The organism is Ruegeria sp. ABV4_181, assembly GCF_056158465.1.
Window position 1 is genome coordinate 1460240 of record NZ_JBSWTI010000002.1, and the last position, 17667, is coordinate 1477906.

Consider the following 17667-nt stretch of genomic DNA (forward strand, 5'->3'; position numbering starts at 1 on the left):
TGTGTCATGACAGCCAAATTAGTTGGATTGCCAGAAAGGTGTGCATTGTCGAGATTTCGTGACATCCGTTAGACTGCGAGCAGGAGGGTCCCATGCAGCGCAGACTAGCCGCGATCATGGCTGCCGATGTCGTTGGGTATTCGTCGTTGATGGGCGGCGATGAAGCGGGAGTTTTGTCCGCTCTCAAAACTCTGCGTTCAGAGGTTTTTGATCCCGCAATTGCAAGATATCACGGGCGCCTCGTCAAGGTGATGGGGGATGGTGCTCTTGTCGAATTTGCTTCGGTTGTCGATGCTGTAACCTGTGGCGTCGAGATCCAGCGGGCAATGGCTGAAGCTGCTCCGACCCTCGCCAACGGGTCGCGGTTGCAACTTCGGATCGGGATAAACCTCGGCGATGTCATGATCGCTGATGGGGACCTCTATGGTGACGGGGTGAATATTGCCTCCCGCATTGAAGGTTTGGCGGACCCAGGCGGCGTCGCGGTTTCTGAGAGTGTCGCGCGACAGGCAATGGGCAAGGTGGATGCCGGATTTGAGGATCTCGGTCTGAAAAACCTGAAGAATATCGCTGAACCGGTTCGGGTTTTTTGCGTTACGCCCGACAGAGCGCCCGCCTCTGAGCAGCGGTCCAACAAACTGACACCGGTGACCGGTGCATTGGTGCTGGTTGGTCTGGGCGTTGTAAGTTTATTAACGTGGTGGATCGGCTTTGATCACGAGCCACTCGATTCCATGACCTTTGATGAAGCTGCTCTGTTGACAGAGCCAACAGGTCCTACCGTTGCGGTTCTGCCATTTCAAAACCTTAGCAATACGGACGCCCGCGATTTATTGGCTGTAGGCATTGGTGAAGACATCATTGTTGAGCTGGGGAGCTACCAGGACCTCAACGTACTGTCCCGCCAATCCACCCATTCCGTTGGACCGGACGAAAGTGACCTGCGCAGTATCCGGCAGAAATTCGGCGCGGACTATGTGCTGGAAGGTTCTGTTCGGCAGGTTGCAGATCGGCTGCGCGTGACAGCGCGACTGATAGACACAACCTCGGGGCTTCAGGTCTGGTCTGAGGCGTATGACGAAAGCCTCACGACTTCAAATATTCTGGACGTTCAATTGAACATAACCGAAAAAGTGGCCTCGGCTGTGGGCGACGCGGGCGGAGCGATCAAGCGCATTCACGCTGGTCATGCGCGTGCGAAACCTCCGGAACATCTCTCGTCTTATGAATGCTCCCTACTGCGCGTTGGTTTTCTGAACCGGCGGGATATGCAAGAGCGTGTCCGCGGCTGTATCCTGCGGGTTGTCAAAGACGAACCCGAATATTGGCGCGGGTGGGCGCAATTGGCCGAGGCACTGCTGACGGATGTGAAGCTGTTTACCGGGCTGTATCCAGGGGCGCAGGACGAGAAAATCCAACGCGCTGAAGAGGCGGCGCGGAACGCGGTGTCGCTGAACCCGTATTCTGCACGCGCTCACTTCCTTCTGGCGCTTGTGCTGCAGATTCAGCGCGACCTTGATGGTTTCTTCTCGTCCGCCGAAACAGCGCTTGCATTGGGGACAGAACGGTATCTGCAAGGGCAGGTCGGCTATGAGTTCATTTGGTCCGGACGTCTGGAATTGGGCGCTGCTCTTGTTGAGAATGCAATTGCGCTGGACCCAAATGCAGCAGACCCAAACTGGTATCAGGCGCTGGCCGAGTATCATTTCTTGAACGGAGATTATAAAACAGCGCTGAGCACTTATCGCAAGGGGGCACAGCCGGACATTTGGTGGTCGGTGTCCATCGAGGTTGCAATTCTGGCTGAACTGGGTCCGCGCGACGCCGCCATCGCCGCACGGGACAGGCTGAACAAAGTCCGTCCGGGTATAAAAATTGCTGACATCGTCTGGATGTATCGGCGCTTTGCGCGCCCGGATGCACACATACTGCCTTTCGTCGAAGCCTACAGAGCTGTGGACATGCCCGAGGGACAGTTTGCCCCGCTTCAGGAGAGTGCAGGCTGAACGACAGGGCGCGGTAAGGCATAGGGTTGCGCCAAGTCTGGCATCGATGCTTATTCGGGAACGCCAGCCCTTTGCAGGCTTGCCAGCCAGATCCGTCGGTTCTCGGGGTGGTTTCTTGATCCTGCGAATTGCCTGCGCATCGCTGAGATTGACAGTTTAGGGTTAATCTCGAGCGCATCGTTAACAGCCTTTTGGGCATCGTCTTGTCTGCCCATCTCAGCAAGAGTGGCCGCGCTCAACAGGTGATGAAACAGCCGCCAAGTATTGCTTGTTGCCACCGCGCCCAATTGCCGGGCTGCGTCCAGCGCTTCTTCGTAGCGTTCGAGGTGAAACAAGATATGACCCTGGTAGAAGTACATATTTTGCAACATCGGGTCGCGTGGGCTTAGCCGGATCGCCATCTCGATCTCGGGCAGGGCGCGGTCCTGCATGCGGAACCAGTCATAAGTATGCGCCAATTCCAGCCGTATACGCGCATCATTGGGGTTGAGGACGACAGCGCGTTCGAGATTTGCGATGGCTGGATCGGCCTTTCCGGTAAAGCGGTAGATATAGCCAAGGGCCGCATGTGCTTGCGCGTCCTGATCGTCCAGTTCAATTGCTCGCTTGGCGGCCTCAGTCGCGGCAATCAACGTGTCCTGAGGGGTATCCGACCACTGAAAGAAGAATGTCGTTCCCAGCGCGCGGGCCAATAGGCTGTGTGCTGCCGCGAATTCCGGATCGGCTGCGATGGCGTACTGTGCAAAAGTCACCGCGTCCTGCTGGGCCTCTTGTGAAAATACTGCCTGCCGCGCCCGGCCGCGCAAATACAGATCCCATGCACCCATGTCTTCGGTCGGTTTTTCCTGCAACCGTGCTTCGCCGGACTGATATATCTCAGGCAACAACTGGCCGGCGATGGCCCGGCTGATCTCGTCTTGAACATCAAAGACATCCGTTACCTGACGATCAAATACCTCGGCCCAGATGGTTTCGGCGCTGTCGACATCAATAAGTTCTCCGCTGATGCGCATCTGACCATCGGCGCGGCGGACGCTGCCGCGGACAACATAGCCAACCCCGAGGTCGCGAGCTATTTCGATCGGGGTTACCTGATCCTTCGCGTAAGAGAACATCGTTGCGCTGGACACAACGAATAGTTCTCGATTGCGCGACAGATGCGCGATCAAGTCGTCGGTGAGACCATCGACGAAATACTGACCCGTTCTTTCGTCCCCAATATTGTCAAATTGCACAACAGCCAAAGATGGTTTTCCGGTGTCCGGCAATCGCTGCCGGTCGGCAAATATGGAGAGCGACAGCATGGCGATTGCCAAAGCCAACAGAACTCCCGCAACAAGAACACCGCGTTTGGGCGCTTGGACAATGCGCTCAGGCTGCTCATCCGATGTAATCTGGGCCACAAATTGGAACCCGCGCTTTGGAAAGGTCTTGATGTAGTCTGAGCTTGCCGCAGTATCGCCCAAGGCCTTGCGCACAGACCGAATGCGCGTGTTCAGCGCGGCATCCGTGATCGCTGCGCCGCCCCAAATCTCGTCAATGATCTCTTGCTTGCTAACAATCCTGTCTCGGTTCCTGACGAGAAATTCTAGCAATTGAAGGGCCTGAGGTTCCAGAGCGACCTGTTCGCCACTGCGGTTCAATCCCTGTGTCGGATCAAGTTGGAAGTCCAAGAAACGGTACATACTGCAACCTACACTCCGCTATGTCTTTGGCTCAACGAAGTTTGCGGATTGTCAGATGATTGTCAGAAAAAATCAGCTTCTGATCAAGCCCGGCGCGTTCTTCGGGGATAGCGTTTTCGGGGGTTAGCGCCCCCTAGCATTACCCAAAGCAACAAGGAGATTGGATATGGCACTGTTAAGAACATGTTGTGTGGCGGCCGCAGTCGCTCTAACGGGAAGCACCGCATTCGCTGAAACGGATCTCGAGGCGGCATTGAATAACGGTGCCGAGCGCTTGAATGCCGATCAGATCGCAGAGCTTCTGATCGGAAATACTGTCACAGCAACGTCCGGAGAGAAGAGATTTCGCTTTTTCTATGACCCCAACAATATCGTGAGCGGAGAACTTACGAACGGTGGATGGAACGGTGTCGGCGCATTTGCCATCACCGATACAGATAAGGTTTGCGTTTCCATGGCGGCCGACAAGGGGCGCTATCGCTGTATGACAGTTCTACGTGTCGGGGACTCGGTCCAGAAGTTCAGTGCCGACGGAAAGAGAACTTTCGAGCTGCACAGCTTTGAACCGTCTACCGGTCTCTGAGTTTCGGTTTCAAACTGGTTCTGACACTAGACCCGCCATTTTTCTGGCTGAGGAGAAATGGCAGGCACGAAAACAGCTACCCTGTTCTCCATGCGCGGTGAATGTCCGACTTGAGCGGAAATGGTTTGTCATAGGTCGAACACTTCCGGTGTCCGCTAAGGGCCGTCCTCGAAGATGGCGCAATCGCACAGCTAAGCGTATGCTGCGTTGCATCCGATGACCGAGTTGAGCCCAAGCTGAACCGAATTCAGGAGCACCCCCGCACAATATTAGAAGCCGAATTTGCTTGGCTACATGGTATGATCTAGGCTTTGAAGAATGAGCCAAAACCTGATTGACATTGATTTAGCCGGAATGCCAGCGCCACATCCGATGGATGTCAAGGGAACCGATTTCCCGCTTGTCGTAGCAGGGAACGGTGAACCGATACTTTTTGTGCACGGCGCATGGGCCGATCACCGCATCTGGTGTGGCCTTTGGAAACCTATATCCCGGCACGCGAAATTCTTGGCCTACACTCAACGTCATTTTGGCAATTGGAACTGGCCTGATGAGAAGCCGTACGCGCGGCGTATCCACACGGAAGACCTGATCAACCTACTGGAAGTCCTCGAGTACCCGGTGCATCTCGCCGGTTGGTCCTACGCCGGTGGTATTCTCTTGCGCGCCGCCGCAACCAGTCCCAACAAAGTCCTCTCTTTGAACATCTTCGAACCTTCGTATGAGTGCGAGCCGCCAACAGAGAAAGGCCCGCTAAAGGAAGCGCGCGAGGTCGCGTGGAAGGGCTTGGAGCCCGCCTATGCTCTCGCCGAAGATGGCGATCTCAAAGCGGGCATGCGTTCCGGCCTTGAAGCGGTCTACAGCATGCCATCCGGCGGTTTTTTTGACTTACATCCAGATTTCCAAAAGGTTCACTTAGAGAACTGTCATACAATGTTGCCGGATCTTCATGCTGAGCAGGCCAAGCCTTTGTCTGCAAAGGAGTTCGCTCAGATTACATGCCCAACATTGATTATGTTTGGAGAAAACTCGCTCGATCAATATCGACTTATGGCCGAGCACACGGGCGCGAACATCGACACAGCAAAGTTGCAGATGATGGACGGCGTCAGCCACGGCGCGCCTGTCACACGCCCGGACTTACTGGCAGAAGCAATAATACAATTCGTTTTGAACATTCCGACTGGCACGATCGGTGATTGAATAGTTCGACGGAGTTAATGTCCGCTTTGTCCGCATAGTGTGAATTTGATTGGCCACTACTTTTGCACGTGCAGCGAATGGCTGGTTCGGCGGGCCGCACCGCATCATAACTATCTATCGGCCAAAGGCAGGTATGGGCCGAACTTGGTCGAGAAGTTCCTCAAGCCAGGTGAAATAGGCCAAGTTAAACTTCGGTTGTTGATGCCACGCAAACCAAAAAACGACATTCACTTCAGAGGCCTTGCTTTCCGCAGCTACTCGATAGGCGCCGGCTCAAGTCCGAACCCCTCGATTATCCGCTGAGCAGTGCCGTCCTCATATAATGTTCTCCAAGCCTCAAAAAAGCGCTGAACAACTTCCGGGTCCGGGTAGGTCTTGTTGATACCCGCGTAGTACAAGATTGCTTTATCAGCGCCTGCATAGCGGATTTTTCCCCTCAACGCCTCGTCGTCGACTATGCCCCAGCCGCGATCGCGGTTTGAATACACCGCATCCAGTCTGCCCGCCGCCAGTTTGCGCATCCCTGCCGCATCGTCGGGATGCCCATCAATTTCAACCGGTGCTTCACCTTGTTCCACGAGGTCGTTGCTTAGACCTTTCAATTGGGCTTCGGTGTTCGATGGGGCAAACACGCCGACACGGAACCCCGCCACCTGTTCGCGTGCATCATAGATGAGTGAGTTGTCAGAGTTTACAAAGAAGCCGTACTCGGTACGAAACATGGGTGGTGAGAAATCGAGCCATTCTTCCCGTTCTGAGTTGCGGCCTATCACCATCATTCCATCGGCATCCCCGGATTTCATCAGTTCCTGTGCCCGGCGCCAAGGGTAAATGTCGAAGCTGCATTTGATCTCGGCCCGAACACAAACTTCAGCTATCACATCGTGGCCTGGGCCCGCGACTTGCTGATTTTCGCCATAAATGAAGGGTGAAAACTCAAGCGTGACAAAGCGCAATATGTCTTCGGCATACGCCGCGTGCAGCGACGACAAGCTGACAACAACAGCAGAAAGAACCATCCTCAGCATGCACCTGCCCCCCTTTGAGTTCCGCATTTCTTTTTTTTTGAATGGTGGAATAGGATAGCATCGGACGCAACATCCGTGGAGATTTACTTGGGCGCCCAACCGAGAAACGGAGAAACCTAAAATGGTAAACGGGCGCGATCGCGTGCGATCCCTCCGAGCGAAGTTTCTGTGCGTCACCATTCCATTGATTTTCCTATCGGTGATCGGTGTCTTCGGTGTGATCGAATACCTGACGCACCAAAGCGCGGTGGTCAGATTGGAACGTGGCCTGGATGGCCAGATCAGAACGCAGGCGGCGGCCCTTGCCAACCCACTCTGGAACCTTGACGACGAACAGATCGGGCTCGCGCTTGCCGCAATTGTGACCAGTCCTGAGATTTTGACCGCCCGTGTGCTTGGCGAAAACGGAGAGCTTATGAGCGCGGCGGGTGACGCACCGGACTTCGACTTGCCCGGAGATCTGATGCATCTCAGCCGGGAAATTGTGTTCGATGCTGGTGCCGGTCCCAAAGTGATCGGCGCGCTGGAGTTCGTGGCGACGCGGCAGATTCTGTGGGAGCAGACCCGTAACCGATTGATATTTGCGGCAGTGATTGCGCTAGTCGCCGTGGCAATAGAAGTCGCGGCAGCGCTTTATGCGCTCCGCACCATAATCGGTCGCCCGCTTGCCGCGCTCCTTGCGTCAATCAACGCACTGCGTGGCGAGGGGGCAAGGCAGCGGGTGGAATGGGACAGCTCGGACGAGCTTGGTCAGGTCATCACTGCCTATAATGAGATGCAGGAAAAACAAGCGGCCTATGAGCGGGAGCTCCGCATGGCGAGGGACACGCTTGAAGATCGAGTGTCGCAGCGCACTGCCGAACTTGCCGAAGCGCGCGACGAGTTGCAGATGGCGAGGGTTCGGTTGAACGATGCGATTGAGGCGATATCTGAAGGATTTTCGCTCTACGATCGGAACGATCAGCTGGTCGTTGCCAACTCGCGGTACAACGAGATCCTCAATATCGCCGACAGCGAAATGCAACCCGGAGATTTATTTCGCGATGTTATCAACGCAGCTTTGGAGCGTGGACTGATTGCCGATGCGGTGGATGATCCCGAGAACTGGGTGGCCGATCGCATTGAACGTCATCGAAATCCAGGCCCTGAACATATCCAACGCTATGCGCATGGCCGCTGGGTCCGAGTGAGCGAGCGCAAGACACAAGACGGCGGAACGGTTGCGGTCTATTCAGACATAACCGAGATGAAGCAACGCGAAGAAGAACTTGCCGCCAAGTCGTCACAGCTGGAGCAGCTTTCGAACAAGCTCGCTAAATACCTTTCGCCACAGGTCTACGAGTTGATCTTTCAGGGGCGGCAAGAAGTACAGATAGCCGCATCGCGCAAGAAATTGACGGTTTTCTTCTCGGATATCGCAGATTTCACCGAAACTGCGGACCGATTGGAGTCGGAGGAACTCACGCAAGTTCTCAATCGCTATCTGACCGAGATGTCCAAGATCGCTCTGGATTACGGCGCGACGATTGACAAATTCGTCGGCGATGCGATCGTCATTTTCTTTGGCGATCCGGAAACGCGGGGCGTGCGCGAAGATGCGCGCGCCTGTGTGCGCATGGCGATTGCGATGCAGGCTCGGATGCGCGAACTGGCCGAGGAATGGAGCGCGCAGGGCATAGCGCGCCCGCTGCGATGCCGAATGGGCATTCATACCGACTATTGCACAGTTGGTAATTTTGGAAGTGAGGACCGACTGGACTACACGATCATCGGGCGGGGTGTGAACATCGCATCGCGTCTGGAGAACCTGGCCGAACCGGGTGGTATCTTGATTTCCTATGAAACCCAGGCGCATGTCAGCGACGAAATTGAATGCATTGCAGAGGGGGAAGTAAGCGTTAAGGGATTGGCCTATCCGGTTGCGATCCACAAGGTTGTCGGCGTCAAACAGGACAAACCGGAATGCCAGGAACTTCCTGAAGTAAGTTTGAATAAGCTCGTAACTACGGACCTCTCAACGTTACCCGAAGCGGAACGGCGGGCGATGCTGGCCCGTCTGAATGAATTGATAGAAAGGTTGGAGGTCGGCAAGAAAGCGGCGGAGTAAACTGTACCCGAGCCTAAACGGGCACCGCCAGATACCATTGCATCATTGTGCTAGGAGCAGGTTGTTCATCCGCTGTCCCAACGTGTACTTCGTTTGCTTCAAAATTCAGTGGGTATCCAAATGCGGCTCTATGAGACCTTGAAACACACCCTTTATGCATGCGGAGGACCAAGAACGGTATTTTGGTGCGATGATTGCCGGTGGATTGCCCGAATAGCAAGGTATTCAGAACCCCGAATACTGGCTGTATGCGCGATTTCCCAAGCGTTCGCCTGCTTTGTCCCACGACCTAGTTGATACAAAGTTCGATTTTAAATGTCTGGTTTTGGCTGAGAGCCACAGATTTCCCGATTTGCAGAGAAGCTTTGTTAATCTATCCGCACCGCGTTTCGGACGGCAGCTCGCCGAAAAACCGTCTGTAGTCCCGTGCGAACTGTCCCATGTGCCAAAATCCTTGCCGGTTGGCCGCGTCGGTTATTGTGCCATTGTAAGACCCCGCAAGAAGGTCCTCTCGAACGCGGTTCAACCGAAGTCGCATATAGTATGACTTGGGGCCTTGTCCGAACTGCTCTTTGAACGCGCGGTCCAGGGTTCGCCATGACGCCCCGCTTTCATTACAAATCTCTTCTACAGAAGTAGGTTCTTCAAGATTGGCGAGCATAACTTCAATTGCTCGGTGGAGGGCGCGTTGTCTGGTATGTGCCTGACTCCTGTCAAAATGTGCTTCGTTGTCAGCCAGGATGTTCAGGGCCTCAAGCATCAGAATTTCCTCTGCCTCTTGAGACCATAGCGCATCAGAATTGCTAAGCAGTTGGGATACGCGGCGCTCCAATTGCGCCATGCAGGTCAACCCTACTCTGGAGCGCAATTTGCGGGCATCCGGTTTGTCGACATTCAGATGATACCCACAGGCGTCAGCCAACTTCTCCAGCCGTTGGGTTTCAAACGAAACAACATTGCCCGTAAATCCGGCCGTCGAAACACCGTCAAACCCATCGCTGTCCCCAAAACACAGAAATGCGTCATCGGTTACGTCCTTTGTTTGCCATTTGTCGACGGCACCCTTTGATGGAATACCAAACGTCATCCAACCGTTCGGAGATACGCCCCGCTGATGAACGCGTTGGTTCATCGCGATGTTTAGAGCGGACACCGAGTGTCCTGACCGAACTGTTATTCTCGTAGACAAACGTCCCGGATCGAGCTGCCGAAAGTCGATCTCCCAGGGGGTAAAGTCTCCAATCATATTGGGATGGTCAAAAACCAGCGTCATCGTCGATGCAACCCCGTCCGATCTGAGAGGAGAAGCATTTTGCAAATTTGGCGAATTTTTGATGTGGTCCATTCCCAGAGCCTGACAGTTTACCGGTAATCTAGCTAATTCGATGGGTGGGGTGTCAAGTGACTGGGGGGTCTTCAAACGATACGACTATGGGTCGCCCGCGGCTCCCTGAAGCCGATGCGCGGTCAGAGCGGGTTGTGACGTTTCTTACGCCACCTGAGCACCAACGCCTTTTGGAATTGGCGCAGAGATCAAAACAATCGCTCTCGGCCACGTGCCACGAACTGATTGTTCAGGCCATGGAATCCGCGAGTACTCAAGGGGGATCTAAGAGTGACTAACGTTACAAGGAAGACTGGTATCGCGGCCTGTATGCTTACAGTGCTGTGCGCCATGCCAGCTGTTGCACAACAAGACGCGATTGTGCACGACGGTGAGTTTGAGTTCTTGCGCGCTCAGTTCGGCGAGCAATGGGATGCGCAGGATGTCGAGATTGAGGCGAAGTTGGCAGAAATCCGGGACGCCAACGGCGGCAAGCCACCGAACTTTCTGTACATCCTCATTGATGACATCAGCTTCGGCCAGATGGGTGAACGCAAGCTCAACTACGTGATGGGCATTGAAACCCCGAACATAAATGATTTTGCCAGCGAAGGCATGTCGTTGATGCGTATGTACACTGAACCCTCGTGTACGCCGACGCGCACGGCCATGCTGACCGGACGCCACCCGATCCGGGCCGGCGTGGAAGAGGTGAAAGTTGCATTGGTGGGCGAAGGTTTACCTGCGAGTGAAGTGACGTTGTCTGAAATCTTGAAACAGGCAGGTTACAATACGTCCCATGTGGGTAAATGGCATCAGGGCGATATCGAAGAGGCCTACCCGCACAACCAGGGCTTCGACTGGGCGGCCTTCCCGCTGCACCAACAGGTTCAACTCAGCCTGATGACCCGCGAAGCCATGCAAGCCAACAATATGCTGGGATATCACGCGTCAGGCCAGAGTAACGAGTTCCTGCTGGATGAGCGGTTCAAGCCTTATGGTTTGGTGACTGGGGTCGAAGGTGAGGCAGGCGGGCCCGCCCGCGAGGTCGAATTGGCAGCGGGTGAAGAATGGACTCAGGCCAAGTATGAAGAGATGAATGAACGCTACCAGGCGCAGGCAATTGAACAGCTTGAACGCGTCGCGGCTTTGGATGAACCATTCTTTCTTCAATATTGGCCGCTATATCCGCTGAACTTTGTCTATCCTGATCAGGCGCTATCACGCAATGGAGGGTTCCACGCGGACAAATTGCAGCTTCTGGACAGCTGGATCGGTGAGGTGCTGGCAAAGCTGGAAGAAACCGGTGAGGCAGACAATACCATCGTCATGATCATGGCGGACAACGGGTTGATGTACCAATACGAGGGAAAATCCGGGCTAAACCAACTGATCTATCGTGGGGGCAAAACTCAACACCTCGAAGGGGGTGTGAGGACGGATGCGTTCATTCGCTGGCCCGGTGTGATTGAGGCTGACAGCGCGGCGGGTGATATCTTCCACGTGTCGGATATCTACACAACGATAGCACGGATCGCCGGTGCTACTGACTATATCCCGCGTGATCGGGTGATCGACGGGATCGACCAGACAGCGCTGCTGCTTGAAGGGGAAGGCTACGGGCGCCGCGACTATGTGTATGTTTACGAGGGTCCGGTTTTGCGCTCGGTCGTCAAGCAGGAATTCAAGATGCACCTGCCTGCGCCGGGTGAACCCGGAGCCGCTGCACCCACTTACAACATCTATCGCGACCCGCGCGAATCGCATCCGTTGGTTGGGTATTCGCTATGGGCCGGTGCGTCGTTTCAGGACATGGTCAAGCGCCATCAGAAGATGATCGCCAAGTATCCGAACTCTGAGATCGGCAAGGACGTTCCGTATGGCGGCATAGAAAACCTGCGTCCTGAAAGCGAACAAGCGCGGCAGGTCTTCATGAGTTGGCAAGAATGAAAATCCAAGGGCGCGCAGAGCCTGTCTGCGCGCTCACCTCGAAGATGAAGAGAGTGCGTCGCACTGAATAGCCAGCACATCAACAGGTCAATGTCATGTTTGAAAGAACCACGTTGTCCCAAAGGAAACTCCTGACCGCCGTAAGCGTTGCTGTGTCTTTTGGCTGGGCAACGAATGGCAACGCACTAGACGCGGACTGGAACCCTATCCGACCTGACTTTTCAAGGCCCGTTCATAGGCGCAAGGTGCGGATTTCGAGCTGACCCATTCGAGGCTTGCCGACCAGCTCGGAGCGAAAGAACATCCAAGACCTAAGTCCGACAAATCAATGGAGAGAGACATGAACCTGATTAGCTTAATTGGCGCGACCCTCCTTCTGATGACGGTGGGTACACTTCCCGGCATCGCGGCTGAGGAGCGGGCTGTGCCGCTGGAAGGCGTTCTCAACACGCGGGATCTCGGTGGTTTGAAAACGGAAGACGGCCGCTCTGTGCGTACGGGGCAACTCATCAGATCCGGCGAGATAGACGAGATCAGTGAGAGTAGCATGCAGAATCTGGACGAAATGGGTGTCAGCGTAATTGTCGATCTCAGAACTACATCAGAAGCGACGGCCCATCCGGCGCAATGGCCAGAAGGGGAGGGACCCGTGCGCCACAACTTCCCGGTGATGGAAAACGAAAGCCAGATGATTGAAGACATGCGCGCCAGCATCAAGTCAGGGACGGCCAAGGCGGAAGAAACCGATGCTTTGTTCGCCGGAGCCTTTGGCTACATCGCAACGGATTACACAGACGAATACCGCGATCTGTTCGATGTCCTGCTTGGCCAGCCGGAAGGGGAGGCAGTTCTCTATCACTGCTCAGGCGGGAAGGACCGTACAGGTGTGGCAACGGCGCTGGTCCTTTCCGCGCTAGGCGTTACGAAAGAAGACATTCAGGCCGATTTCATGATGAGCAACACTCTTAAGGATGCAGACAACAAGGCCGAGCAGATCGCAGCTGAAGTCAATGCGGCTCAGGGGACAAACATGACGGCAGAAGCTGTCTGGCCTTCGCTCGGCGTTCGGGCGTCCTATCTCGATGAATTCTATAACAGTGTTGAGGAGAGCTATGGCTCGGTCGATGGCTACCTTCGCGAAGGTCTTGGCCTCACGGACGACGACTTGGACACTCTACGCATCAGATACCTTCAGTGAGTTGACCCCGGATCGCGCGAGAAGAGAAGGTCTGCGACTTGAAAAACCATTCAATGGTGAGCAGTCGCAACCTTGTGCCAGCCAAAAAATGGCAATGGGAGGAAATATGTTACGCTCTAAACTAGTAGTCGGATTGGTGGTGGCAGGCCTTGCTCATCTTTCAATGGTGCCATCGGCGAGTTCCCAAGGCTTACTCGACAAGGCGACAGAGAGTGTCAAAGGTGCGGCCCAAAAAGTAGGGGATGTGGCCGAAACAGCCGGCGAAACCGTTTTGGACGTGACTGACAGTGCGACTGCATCTGAGATCGACGCCGGTGTAGATGCTGTACTTGCTCAGCTCCACGCAAGTTCCCCTGAGACCATAGACCTGTCCGATCAGTCAGTCGCGATCCTGATCTTTCCAAAGATCACCAAGGGTGGCCTGATGGTTGGCGGACAATTTGGTGAGGGAGCGATGCGTGAAGACGGCGACACGACCGGATACTACAGTATTGCCGGCGCGTCCTATGGGTTTCAGGCAGGTGTTCAGCAGTTTTCATATGCTATGTTTTTCCTCAACGATCAGGCGCTCGAATATTTCCGCAACAACAATGGGTGGGAAGCAGGCAGTGGCCCGACACTCGTAGGCGGAGATCAGGGTTGGTCCGCGTCCATGGGCTTAAACGACCTACAAGGAGACATCGTACCGATAGTCTTCGGACAAGAAGGACTTATGGCAGGAACCAGTCTTCAGGGTACAAAGATCAGCAGGATTGAGAAGTGAACCGGTTACCTCACGCTAGACATACATAATCAAGCAGGCGCAAGTTCCACAGAGGCGAAAGTCTGTTCCGTCCGCGATCTGTGAGTTCGTCGAACCACTGATTTTGCGGGCGCTGCGAATGACCGGAATGCGGGCTGCGACTGCAGCATCCGAGCGGCGCCCTGGATGTCCCCTTTGGGCCGCCCATGAAAGCGGCCCAGACGCATTAGATCTCGATTGCTTCAGCAATTGCCAAAGCGTCCTCAAGCTCGACTCCGAGATACCTGACTGTGCTGTCCATCTTGGTGTGGCCGAGTAGGAGCTGAACGGCGCGAAGGTTCCCAGTCTTCTTGTAGATCTGTGTTACTTTTGTCCGTCGCATTGAGTGCGTGCCATATGCACTCGCTTCTAGGCCAATCGAAGTCACCCAGTCCCGAACGATCCGCGCATACTGGCGGGTCGAGATATGAAGTCGCTCATGAAAACGACCTGGCCACAAGTACTCTGAACCGACCATTAGCTCATCCTCCATCCATTTCTCAACGGAAGCGCGCGTGCCTTCTGAAATCTCAAATCGAACAGATTTCTGCGTCTTGCTTTGCAGGACCGAGGCACGTTCCTTGATTTGACCAGATGCCATCACATCGACGACTTTCATCTTCACGAGATCGCACCCACGCAGCTTGCTGTCGATCGCCATGTTGAACAGAGCAAGATCACGGTGGTTCTCGGCCAGTTCAAGTCGGACTCTGATCGCCCAGACATGCTTCGGCTTCAACGGTCGTTTTTGACCGACGATACGTCCTTTGTTCCATGCTGGGCGAAGCGCACGAATGGCTGGTAGATTTGGTGTTGTTTCCATGGTTGATCCTCCGATCCACCATGCCCTTCCCAGCCGCAACCCAATGTTGCTGATCGACGATATCACAGATTCCAGTTGATCCCGCAGGTGCTAGGTCAGCATCGGGATGCTCTTCGAGCTGATCGTTATCTTGATTGACTGACGGTCAGTCAGTATGAAAGTCGCGAAATGGAGACTCACCTTGGCTCGGATCGTCAAAGCCCCAGAAGAGCGGCGCGCAGAGATCGTCGAAACAGCGGATCGGCTGTTTCGTCAGCACGGTTATTCCAAGTGCTCGGTGGAGATGATCATTCGCGAGATCGGGGTCGCGAAGGGGACCTTTTATTACTACTTCAAGTCGAAGCCCGACATCCTCGAAGCCATTGTCGAAAGGACGCTCAGCCAGATCATTGAAATGGCGAAAGGCGTAGCAGACGAGCCATCACTATCTGCGATGCAGAAGATGGAGGCGCTGCTCGGCAATAGCCACATCGGCGACGACGACAGCTTGGAAGTCGCGGAGATGCTGCATCTTCCCGAGAACCGGGAACTGCACGAACTCACCAACATTCAGACCGTTCTCCAACTCTCGCCAATCCTTGCCCAGATCGTTGAGCAAGGGATCGGGGAGGGCGTCTTTGAGGTCGAGAGGCCCTTGGAGACCATCCAATTTCTCTTCACCGGCGCTCAGTTCCTGACGGACGGCGACATGTTCGGATTCAGTGAAGCCGAACTCCGCACACGCCGCTTGGTGATGCAGACAATCATAGAAAAAGCACTCGGCGCCAAGCCGGGCAGCTTTGACTTCATGAACCCCATCCGGGCCGTGGAGTAGAGGCATGAGCAGGGAAACACATCTCAATCTTTGGGGGATCTTCCCATGGCAGATATTGCTGCACCAACCCGGACCTTCTCGGTCCCATCCTACGCTCTGATAGGGTTCTTTCTCCTGACGTTCGCCATTACTTGGGGCCTCGTCGGAATGTACATTGTTGCACCAGACTGGTCGTCCTCAATGTTTGGGGAGATCAGCGGAACGCATCCGTTCTTTTTTCTCGCAACATGGGCACCGGCGGTCTCGGCCTTTGTGCTTGTGCTCTACTTTGGCGGTGTCGCGGGCCTGAAAGCCTTTCTATCCCGGCTCTTTCTGTGGCGATTGTCTTCGCTCTGGGTGGCTTTCATCTTGATCGGCATCCCTGTCGCCTTCATGATCGGGTCTTCTCTCAAGTCGGGCCCGCTCCTTGCGCCCATTCCGCCAGAGGGTATCGGGGCAATGATTGCCATTACCATTATGATGCTCTTCTTGGGCCCGATTGAAGAGTTCGGCTGGCGCGGTGTGGCGCAGCCCATCCTACAACGTCACATGGCACCCCTTTGGGCGGGCATGATCATTGGGACTATCTGGGGCATTTGGCACCTTCCGGCGTTCTTCCTGTCCGGGACGGTCTTTGCAGGCTGGAACTTCTTCCCTTTCCTCGTCGGGAATATCACTCTGGCGGTCCTTGTGACACCGATCTTCAATTCAAGCCGTGGCAGCCTCCTTTGGCCCATGCTGTTCCACTGGCAGTTGATACTTCCGATCTGGCCGGACGCTCAGCCGTATGACACGTGGATTCTGCTCGTCGTAGCGGTTGTGGTTGTCTGGTGGAGCCGGGAGTCCATGCTGACGCGGACCGGCGCTGCGACCGAGGTCATTCCCGGCGACGCGAGGGCAGTGCAATGAAAACGCTTCTACGCGGAATTGCCATCCTTCCTGCATGCCTCTTGCTGATCGCCCAAGCCATTAGTGCGGACCCGTCTGACCCCGACCCCGACGTTTTGGCGCTACTGGAAACCTTCCAAGAGGACTACGGATTCCCGGGCGCAACAGTCGCCTATGTCACTTCTGATGGAGAAGTTCGAAGCTGGGCGGTGGGCCACTCAGATGTCGAGGCAGGCATTCCGATGACGCCCGAAACCCGGATGTTGGCTGCCAGTATCGGTAAAACCATCTGGGGCGCTCTCGTTCTTTCACTTGAGGCAGATGGGCTGATCAACAGGTCCGACTTGGTGTCAGAGTATCTCGGAGACGAGCCTTGGTTTGATCGCGTCCCGAACGCAGGACAGATAACGGTTGGTCACCTCCTCACCCACACATCCGGTCTGCCGGACCACGTTCACATGGACGGAGTTGCGCCCAAGTTGATCGCATTGGGTCGCGTGGACACGTTCGATCCAACAGGCTTGGTCTCTTTTGTGTTGGACGAGCCTGCGCTGTTTGAGGTCGGGAAGGCGTGGAGCTACTCCGACACCGGCTACATTCTGCTTGGCTTGGCCATGGAGGCCGCGACGGACGCAAGTGTGTTCGAGCTCGCCGCTGAACGCCTGCTTTTGCCCGTAGGCCTCACAGCTACGGTTCCATCGGACACACCAGCGCTCGAAGGCATTGCCGTCGGATACACCGCCGAAGACAATCCGTTCGGTCTCGTGCCACGTACGATGGATGGCGGCGGCCGCTTGACGTGGAATCCCGTAGTCGAATGGACAGGAGGTGGATTTGCGTCCACTTCAGCGGACCTCGCTCTATGGGGACATGCGTTGTTCTCCGGCACAGCGATGGACGCGGACTATTTGGGCACCTTGTTGGACGGGGTGGTTGTCCATCCGGACGCCCCCGGCGTGTTCTACGCTGCTGGTATCGGGGTCTATCAGGAGACACCGCGCGGTCCCGTCTACGGTCACGGCGGCTGGATTCCCGGCTACGTCTCAAGCCTGAGGTTTTATGCGGACCACGACCTCACAATTGCGTTCCAGATCAATAGCGACGTGGGTGTAGTAGACGATAGCACTGACCTGGTCCCAGCCTTAGAAGCGGCGCTTGCACGCTTGCTCATTGGAGCCCTACCGCAATAAGAGGCTGTTGGGTTTGCAATGTCCGCTTTAGGGAAGCCGCAATGCAGCAAAGACTTGCTGGCCAAAGTTCCGGTCAGGGCCGTGCCCGAGACCAGTTGCTAGTGGGGT

14 protein-coding genes are annotated in these 17667 nt (G+C 55.2%); 10 read left to right on the forward strand and 4 right to left on the reverse strand.

Annotated features, from left to right (window positions below):
- Window positions 1-92: 92 nt before the first annotated feature.
- On the forward strand, window positions 93-2006 hold the full coding sequence (locus ACXAC3_RS07245) for an adenylate/guanylate cyclase domain-containing protein (protein WP_475158170.1): 1914 nt from the start codon (window positions 93-95) through the stop codon (window positions 2004-2006).
- Between the two features lie 50 nt (window positions 2007-2056).
- Here ACXAC3_RS07245 and ACXAC3_RS07250 read toward each other — a convergent pair whose 3' ends face one another.
- Window positions 2057-3691, reverse strand: a complete 1635-nt coding sequence (locus ACXAC3_RS07250; protein WP_475158171.1) for a winged helix-turn-helix domain-containing tetratricopeptide repeat protein — start codon at window positions 3689-3691, stop codon at window positions 2057-2059.
- Window positions 3692-3857: 166 nt separating this feature from the next.
- Here ACXAC3_RS07250 and ACXAC3_RS07255 point away from each other — a divergent pair, with 166 nt between their 5' ends.
- Together ACXAC3_RS07255 and ACXAC3_RS07260 are read left to right on the forward strand one after the other, a co-directional pair.
- Window positions 3858-4274, forward strand: a complete 417-nt coding sequence (locus ACXAC3_RS07255; protein WP_475158172.1) for a hypothetical protein — start codon at window positions 3858-3860, stop codon at window positions 4272-4274.
- A 318-nt stretch (window positions 4275-4592) separates the two neighbouring features.
- A complete protein-coding gene (locus ACXAC3_RS07260) occupies window positions 4593-5477 on the forward strand; it encodes an alpha/beta fold hydrolase (protein ID WP_475158173.1) in 885 nt (294 codons plus the stop codon).
- 254 nt (window positions 5478-5731) lie between these two features.
- Here the strand turns inward: ACXAC3_RS07260 and ACXAC3_RS07265 are convergent, their stop codons facing one another.
- On the reverse strand, window positions 5732-6505 hold the full coding sequence (locus ACXAC3_RS07265; protein WP_475158174.1) for a substrate-binding periplasmic protein: 774 nt from the start codon (window positions 6503-6505) through the stop codon (window positions 5732-5734).
- 121 nt (window positions 6506-6626) lie between these two features.
- On the opposite strand from ACXAC3_RS07265, the gene ACXAC3_RS07270 reads away from it, so the two are divergent.
- Window positions 6627-8612, forward strand: a complete 1986-nt coding sequence (locus ACXAC3_RS07270; protein WP_475158175.1) for a PAS-domain containing protein — start codon at window positions 6627-6629, stop codon at window positions 8610-8612.
- Window positions 8613-8985: 373 nt separating this feature from the next.
- On the opposite strand, the gene ACXAC3_RS07275 is transcribed toward ACXAC3_RS07270, so the two are convergent.
- Window positions 8986-9957, reverse strand: coding sequence for a helix-turn-helix domain-containing protein (locus tag ACXAC3_RS07275; RefSeq protein ID WP_475158176.1), 972 nt, complete (start codon window positions 9955-9957; stop codon window positions 8986-8988).
- A 225-nt stretch (window positions 9958-10182) separates the two neighbouring features.
- Here ACXAC3_RS07275 and ACXAC3_RS07280 point away from each other — a divergent pair, with 225 nt between their 5' ends.
- The 3 genes from ACXAC3_RS07280 to ACXAC3_RS07290 all read left to right on the forward strand — a co-directional run bounded on the left by ACXAC3_RS07280 (window position 10183) and on the right by ACXAC3_RS07290 (window position 13847).
- The gene (locus ACXAC3_RS07280) at window positions 10183-11886 is read left to right on the forward strand and encodes a sulfatase-like hydrolase/transferase (protein WP_475158177.1); all 1704 of its coding nucleotides are present in this window, start codon (window positions 10183-10185) and stop codon (window positions 11884-11886) included.
- Window positions 11887-12226: 340 nt separating this feature from the next.
- Complete coding sequence (locus ACXAC3_RS07285) at window positions 12227-13084, forward strand: tyrosine-protein phosphatase (protein ID WP_475158178.1); 858 nt, start codon at window positions 12227-12229, stop codon at window positions 13082-13084.
- Window positions 13085-13190: 106 nt separating this feature from the next.
- The gene (locus ACXAC3_RS07290; RefSeq protein WP_475158179.1) at window positions 13191-13847 is read left to right on the forward strand and encodes a lipid-binding SYLF domain-containing protein; all 657 of its coding nucleotides are present in this window, start codon (window positions 13191-13193) and stop codon (window positions 13845-13847) included.
- Between the two features lie 205 nt (window positions 13848-14052).
- Here the strand turns inward: ACXAC3_RS07290 and ACXAC3_RS07295 are convergent, their stop codons facing one another.
- Complete coding sequence (locus tag ACXAC3_RS07295) at window positions 14053-14688, reverse strand: tyrosine-type recombinase/integrase (protein WP_475158180.1); 636 nt, start codon at window positions 14686-14688, stop codon at window positions 14053-14055.
- A 181-nt stretch (window positions 14689-14869) separates the two neighbouring features.
- On the opposite strand from ACXAC3_RS07295, the gene ACXAC3_RS07300 reads away from it, so the two are divergent.
- From ACXAC3_RS07300 to ACXAC3_RS07310, 3 genes are read left to right on the forward strand one after another with little or no spacing between them, the layout of a single operon-like run.
- On the forward strand, window positions 14870-15502 hold the full coding sequence (locus ACXAC3_RS07300; RefSeq protein ID WP_475158181.1) for a TetR/AcrR family transcriptional regulator: 633 nt from the start codon (window positions 14870-14872) through the stop codon (window positions 15500-15502).
- A 45-nt stretch (window positions 15503-15547) separates the two neighbouring features.
- Complete coding sequence (locus tag ACXAC3_RS07305; RefSeq protein ID WP_475158182.1) at window positions 15548-16390, forward strand: CPBP family intramembrane glutamic endopeptidase; 843 nt, start codon at window positions 15548-15550, stop codon at window positions 16388-16390.
- Window positions 16387-17559 carry a serine hydrolase domain-containing protein gene (locus tag ACXAC3_RS07310; RefSeq protein ID WP_475158183.1) on the forward strand — a complete coding sequence of 391 codons (1173 nt, stop codon included), beginning with the start codon at window positions 16387-16389 and terminating at the stop codon, window positions 17557-17559. Before ACXAC3_RS07305 ends, ACXAC3_RS07310 begins: the two co-directional genes overlap by 4 nt.
- Window positions 17560-17667: the final 108 nt, after the last annotated feature.